Source organism: Klebsiella sp. WP8-S18-ESBL-06, from assembly GCF_014169755.1.
GTDB lineage: Bacteria > Pseudomonadota > Gammaproteobacteria > Enterobacterales > Enterobacteriaceae > Kluyvera > Kluyvera ascorbata_B.
Genome location: NZ_AP022259.1, coordinates 1 through 5,169 on the forward strand (window position 1 = coordinate 1; position 5,169 = coordinate 5,169).

6 protein-coding genes are annotated in these 5,169 nt (G+C 46.5%); 3 read left to right on the forward strand and 3 right to left on the reverse strand.

The window, feature by feature from the left end:
* Positions 1-100: 100 nt before the first annotated feature.
* Entirely contained in the window at positions 101-568 is a 468-nt protein-coding gene (gene traD, locus H7R76_RS24735; RefSeq protein WP_064645523.1) for a conjugal transfer protein TraD, read from the reverse strand.
* Between the two features lie 163 nt (positions 569-731).
* Here traD and mobA point away from each other — a divergent pair, with 163 nt between their 5' ends.
* The 3 genes from mobA (at position 732) to H7R76_RS24750 (ending at position 2,832) form a co-directional block, all read left to right on the forward strand.
* Positions 732-1,841: a mobilization protein MobA gene (mobA, locus tag H7R76_RS24740; protein WP_061351404.1), complete on the forward strand. Its 1,110-nt coding sequence runs from the start codon at positions 732-734 to the stop codon at positions 1,839-1,841.
* 12 nt (positions 1,842-1,853) lie between these two features.
* Positions 1,854-2,438 (forward strand): mobilization protein MobX, encoded by a 585-nt coding sequence (locus H7R76_RS24745; protein ID WP_181045617.1) that lies wholly within the window; start codon positions 1,854-1,856, stop codon positions 2,436-2,438.
* Between the two features lie 112 nt (positions 2,439-2,550).
* On the forward strand, positions 2,551-2,832 hold the full coding sequence (locus tag H7R76_RS24750) for a restriction endonuclease (protein WP_227674029.1): 282 nt from the start codon (positions 2,551-2,553) through the stop codon (positions 2,830-2,832).
* Positions 2,833-3,261: 429 nt separating this feature from the next.
* Here the strand turns inward: H7R76_RS24750 and H7R76_RS24755 are convergent, their stop codons facing one another.
* Both H7R76_RS24755 and H7R76_RS24760 read right to left on the reverse strand, forming a co-directional pair.
* The gene (locus H7R76_RS24755; RefSeq protein ID WP_016517644.1) at positions 3,262-3,711 is read right to left on the reverse strand and encodes a helix-turn-helix domain-containing protein; all 450 of its coding nucleotides are present in this window, start codon (positions 3,709-3,711) and stop codon (positions 3,262-3,264) included.
* A gap of 7 nt (positions 3,712-3,718) precedes the next feature.
* Positions 3,719-4,675, reverse strand: a complete 957-nt coding sequence (locus tag H7R76_RS24760) for a replication initiation protein (RefSeq protein ID WP_039899550.1) — start codon at positions 4,673-4,675, stop codon at positions 3,719-3,721.
* Between the last annotated feature and the right edge of the window lie 494 nt (positions 4,676-5,169).

A 5,169-nucleotide genomic window follows, 5' to 3' on the forward strand; every position in this document is an offset into this window, starting at 1 on the left:
TGATGCTACAGGCGCTTTTCATGGACTCACACGAGGAAATCTACCCATGACACAAGAAAAGCCCGTCACGGGCTTCTCATGGCGTTTTATGGCAGGTCTGCTATGCAGAGCTGTCAGACTTCTTGCTGTTCAGCAGTTCCTGACCTCTGATTTTCCAGTCTGACCACTTCGGATTATCCCGTGACAGGTCATTCAGACTGGCTAATGCACCCAGCAAGGCAGCGGTATCATCAACAGGCTTCCCCGTCTGGCTGTCAACCAGACCCGCCAGGATAAGCAGTCCGGCTGACTGGTACAGCGCATGGTCACGGGCTTTACGGGCGGCTCTGGCTTCTGCCCGTTTTTCGGCCTGTATCAGATTCATGACTTTTGCTCTGGCTTCCTGCGCTTTTTCTGCTGCCTGTTCAGCCTTCATCAGCAGGGACAGCGTTTTGATATCCTGCGCTGTTTTATCCGCTTTATCCGTCAGTATCAGCATGAGTTTCTGCTGTTCATTCGGCGACTTTAAGCCGCGAATGTACTGCACTCTGTCTGCTGCCCATTTTTCCTGTTTTTCGCTTTTATTCATGCCCATTTATCCTCTGAATGTTGATGTGGAAATTATGGTCAGGAATGGCGGCCGAGGTCAAATGCAGGTAGAATCACTGATAAGCTTTTTATTATCAGTGCGCACTTAGACGTTTCTTCACTTTGTTCAGAAACGGTGCGCGCCTTCAGCGGGATAAAACACGATGGCATCTTATCATCTCAGCGTAAAAACCGGCGGGAAAGGCAGTGCCTCTCCCCATGCCGATTACATTTCGCGTGATGGAAAGTATGCCCGTGAAAAAGACTCCGACCTTGAGCATAAGGAGTCCGGCAATATGCCTGCGTGGGCAGCGCATAAACCGTCCGAGTTCTGGAAAGCCGCTGACACGTCTGAACGTGCCAACGGCTGTACCTACCGTGAAATCGAGATTGCCCTGCCGCGTGAGTTAAAACCCGAACAACGTCTTGAGCTTGTCCGCGATTTTGTCCAACAGGAAATTGGCGACCGCCATGCCTATCAGTTCGCTATCCATAATCCGAAAGCAGCGATAGCCGGTGGCGAGCAGCCCCACGCCCATATCATGTTCTCTGAACGCATTAATGACGGTATTCACCGTGACCCTGAGCAGTATTTTAAACGGGCTAACACCAAAGAGCCGGAGCGCGGTGGCGCAAAAAAGGCACGTTTCGGGGAAACACCGACCGAACGCAAAGAATACCTTGTTGCCCAGCGGGAACGCTGGGCTGACCTCCAGAATAAGCACCTTGAACGGTATCAGCACGCTGACCGGGTTGATTCCCGTTCCCTGAAGGCGCAGGGCATTGACCGTGAGCCTGAGCGGCATCTGGGCGCGGGTCAGGTTCAGCGGTTCGATACTGAACAGTTACAGTCCATTCTTGCGCGCAGGGAAGCGGAAAGACAGGCGCAGCAGTCCCGTGATGAACGGGACTGCGTCATTGATGTTACCACCTCGCTGCGGGAAGCCATCCACGAACGGGATGATGCGTCCGTTAAGCCGGCGCAGCAACCTGAGCCGGAAGTCGCTGCCGGCATCACCTTCGATTTTGAAAAAGAGCCTGACAAGCTGAACGCACTGGTCAGTGATGCCATGAAGGACGTACAGGAAGAAATCGATCTTCAGTCCCTTGTTAACGATGCGATGGCGGAGTTCCAGGGGATACATCAGGAGATGGAAAGGCAGAGAGAGCGCGAACGTCTGGCGGAAAAACAGCGTCAGCAGGAGAAAGAACGACAGCGACTCGCCGAACAGATACGACAGAAGCCGGATAAAGGCTGGTCATTCTCACGATAGACAGGATTTTGTATGAGCGACGAAATTAAACAAATTGCCGCCCTTATCGGGCATCATCAGGCGCTGGAAAAGCGTGTTACTTCTCTGACAGAACAGTTTCAGGCCGCCTCATCACAATTACAGCAGCAAAGTGAAACGCTGAGCAGGGTCATTCGTGAGCTGGACAGCGCGTCCGGTAATATGACTGACACCGTCAGGAAATCGGTGAGTTCCGCGCTCACTCTGGTTGAGAAAGAACTGAAACAAGCCGGATTAGCACAGCAGAAACCGGCGACAGAAGCGCTGAATCAGGCTGCCGATACGGCGAAAGCGATGATCCATGAAATGCGTCGTGAGATGTCACGCTATACGTGGAAATCCGCGATTTATCTTGTACTGACGATATTCTTCGTCCTGGCTTCCTGCGTGACGGCATTTACGTGGTTTATGAATGACGGGTACAGCCAGATTGCTGAAATGCAGCAGATGGAAGCGGTCTGGCAGAAGAAAGCCCCGCTGGCTGACATATCGCGCTGTGACGGAAAGCCCTGCGTTAAGGTGGACACTCGCACTACGTATGGTGATAAAGAGAATACCTGGATGATTATTAAGAAATAACATCATGGAGCACAGAACGCTGTGCGTCGATCTCTGGCGGAGAAAGCATTAATTAAACGTGTCGGGGGGATCTGATAACCCCAGCAAATAAAGGACATTAAGGATATCAACGATGAATGCACTTTCTGCATTGCTGACAAAGATAGAACTGGCTTCACCTACACAACGTGACAAAGGTACAACCTTTGAAAACCTTTGTGTGCAGTATTTCCTCCATGAACCTAAATATGCCGAGCTGTATAGCGATGTGCTGAGCTATGGCGGATGGGTTTCTCAGTACGGTGAAACCGTTGGGGTCACGAAGAAAAAAGATGATGGCATTGATTTGGTCGCCGTAACTAAAACGGGTGAATTTCATGCCATTCAGTGTAAAAACTACAATCAGGGGGTGTAAGCCGGAATCCCAGAAATTTCCGTCGGAAAACATCATCCGAGAGATTTTCGAGTGTTTTGCTATCCGATATGGTTTGTCGTGCATGTTTTGGCAGCTCAATCGGGCCGTTTGGGGCTTTGCAGCGTTGTTGCCGGAAATCAACTGTTTACCGACAACCCTCGCCAGTCCTGGCTTTGCTGGCCAGACGGAAAAATCTGGGGTTTGGGCTTACAACCCCAACACTGGGTACAGTTGCGGAAAAATGCATCCAAACAGGTAGTATTTAACATAAGCGATCTTGCGCGCACCGCCCGAACACCACTCGCCACAAAAACCCGCCGGAACGTCCAAAAGTACGGGTTTTGCTGCCCGCAAACGGGCTGTTCTGGTGTTGCTAGTTTGTTATCAGAATCGCAGATCCGGCTTCAGCCGGTTTGCCGGCTGAAAGCGCTATTTCTTCCAGAATTGCCATGATTTTTTCACCACATGAGGTGTCACTGGTTCCGATGTATTCGGCAGTTTAGACTCGATTAGCAGCAAAGCATGTTTGAGATCCTCATTGCGTTTGTCTTTTTCATCGAGTAGTAGCTCTTTCTCACGCAGCAATGCCTTTACGAGTTCTATTTCAGCTTTTAAGGCATAGTTTTCATGTAGCAAATTCTGGTCAGGTAACTGCACAAAATCGCCTGCCAAATGCTGCACAGTACTGCCTGATTGTTCACTGCCAACCTGCTGACCAGTAAATGATCCGAAAACACGTAGAAGCTCTGATGTGTCTAGTTTTGAAGCACCACCGCTATCTGTGCACTTGGTCAGTTTTCCCTGCTTAATGTATGACTGTACTGTTGTGCGGCTTTTTCCAGTTAGTCTGGCTGCTTCGCTTATTGATACTAAAGCCATAGATACCTCAGTTCCGTCCGTACTTAGCTAAAATTTTCTCTAGCGTGGCTCGTTGTTTTTGAGTCAGCCATGTAAATGAGCCGTTGAGATCATACTTACTCTGCATGTCACTCAGGAATTTAGCTTCAAATCCAGTAAGTTGTATTTTCGCAGTTAAAGCATCATGTAATGTTGTTTTTAGCCCCTCATGCAGACGATTTTCAGGCGTTAAACGGATTGAGTTATCTTCTTTTTTTGATATTGGTTCTTTTGCTAGCTCAGTCACAAGGTCAATTTGTTTATCCAGTTCAACTTGGAAGATCAGCGTATCAGCAGGACGACCGCGCTTATCAATAGATAGTTTTATATTGCTATAGGTATTTAAATCTTTTGAAATTGGTTTTAAAACCCAATGATTTAGTAATTTATATTCTGGGTAGCTTTTTTCTAACATTAGCATGAATTTAAACTCATCAATGCTTATCGAAATATTGGCTTTATGTGTTTTTCTTTGCGTTAGTTCTTTTAGCAGCCATTCATAAATGCGCATTGAGTATTTATTTTCAAAGGACTTAACATGCTCGAGGTTGTATTTAATGAATCTCTTTAGGTGAAATAGCAATGGGATTATATATTTACTAAAAACTAAAGTTACCTCTTGTGTTTCCCTATTGAACTCTGCATATTCAGCCCAATTAAAAACACGCATAGATACAGCACCTGTTGGATATATTAATTCAATAGACCGCTTAAATAACTCTCGTGTTGATGTATTTAATCGCCCCCACGCATTCTCATAACTTATCCCCATAAATGAAGAATATTCGGAGCATGAAAATTTAACCGTTCGTTCAGTTTCATCTGGTGTTTCTAATGTAGGGTTTAGCTTTGCAACACAAAACAGGATTAGTTTCGTTTCGTGCTCTGTTAGGTCATAACGACTAACCGCAAGCTCGTTTGCTTTGAATACTACCAATTCAGCCATGACTAAAACCATTGGTTGTGATTTTAAAACAACATAACCCTTCCGCTTGGTTATGTCAATTTCATTGTCATAACCTTTTATGTGGTTGTGTGGATTACCTAATTTTCACTTAACCTTTTGAAGGGGGATCCTAATTTTTGCTTAACCTTTCCTAATTTTCACTTAACCTTTCATGTGTTTTTTACTTATAAAACAAAATATTAAAATCACTAGAATAAAGAAAGAATAAAAAAGATAAAAAAGAATAGATCCCAGCTTTGTGGATAACTAACCGCCAGTGCCAGTTGAGCGATATGATAAAAGGATGTCGCAAACAGCGTTTGCTCCTCCAAAAAACATACCTTCAAACACGAAAGAATGAGGTAGCACCCTCGCAAGCTCGGGCAAATCGCTGAATATTCCTTTCGTCTCCGACCATCAGACACCTGAGTCGCTGTCTTTTTCGTGACATTCAGTTCGCTACGCTCACGGCTCTGGCAGGGAATGGGGGTAAA